At 45.9% G+C, this 220-nt stretch carries 1 protein-coding gene; it reads left to right on the top strand.

Translation table 11 applies throughout. From position 1 onward, the window contains the following. Positions 1-220, top strand: a 220-nt coding sequence (locus EXE44_RS20590) for a hypothetical protein (RefSeq protein WP_158293530.1), incomplete at both ends; no start/stop codon positions are given.

Below are 220 nucleotides of genomic sequence, written 5' to 3'. Positions count from 1 at the left end.
CGTTGATCAGGAGGACTTCATCAAGGTACAAGATATCATCCAGAGAAAGAACAGGAAACACTCCACTGACGAAGATACGAAGGATGTGATTGACTTCATCGAAGAGTTCGATCTCTTCACCGTAATCCAATGCAGTGATCCTGCAACACTGCTCTGTGACTGCGGTTGTAGCATGGTCAAAGATGGACAGCGTGATCTCAAGGGAGACATCAAAACACAC

Origin of the sequence: Halorubrum sp. SS7 (assembly GCF_005435055.1) — an archaeon.
Taxonomy (GTDB): Archaea; Halobacteriota; Halobacteria; order Halobacteriales; family Haloferacaceae; genus Halorubrum; species Halorubrum salinarum.
Note: the sequence above shows the minus strand (reverse complement) of the source record. Positions and strands in the feature narration are given on the sequence as shown.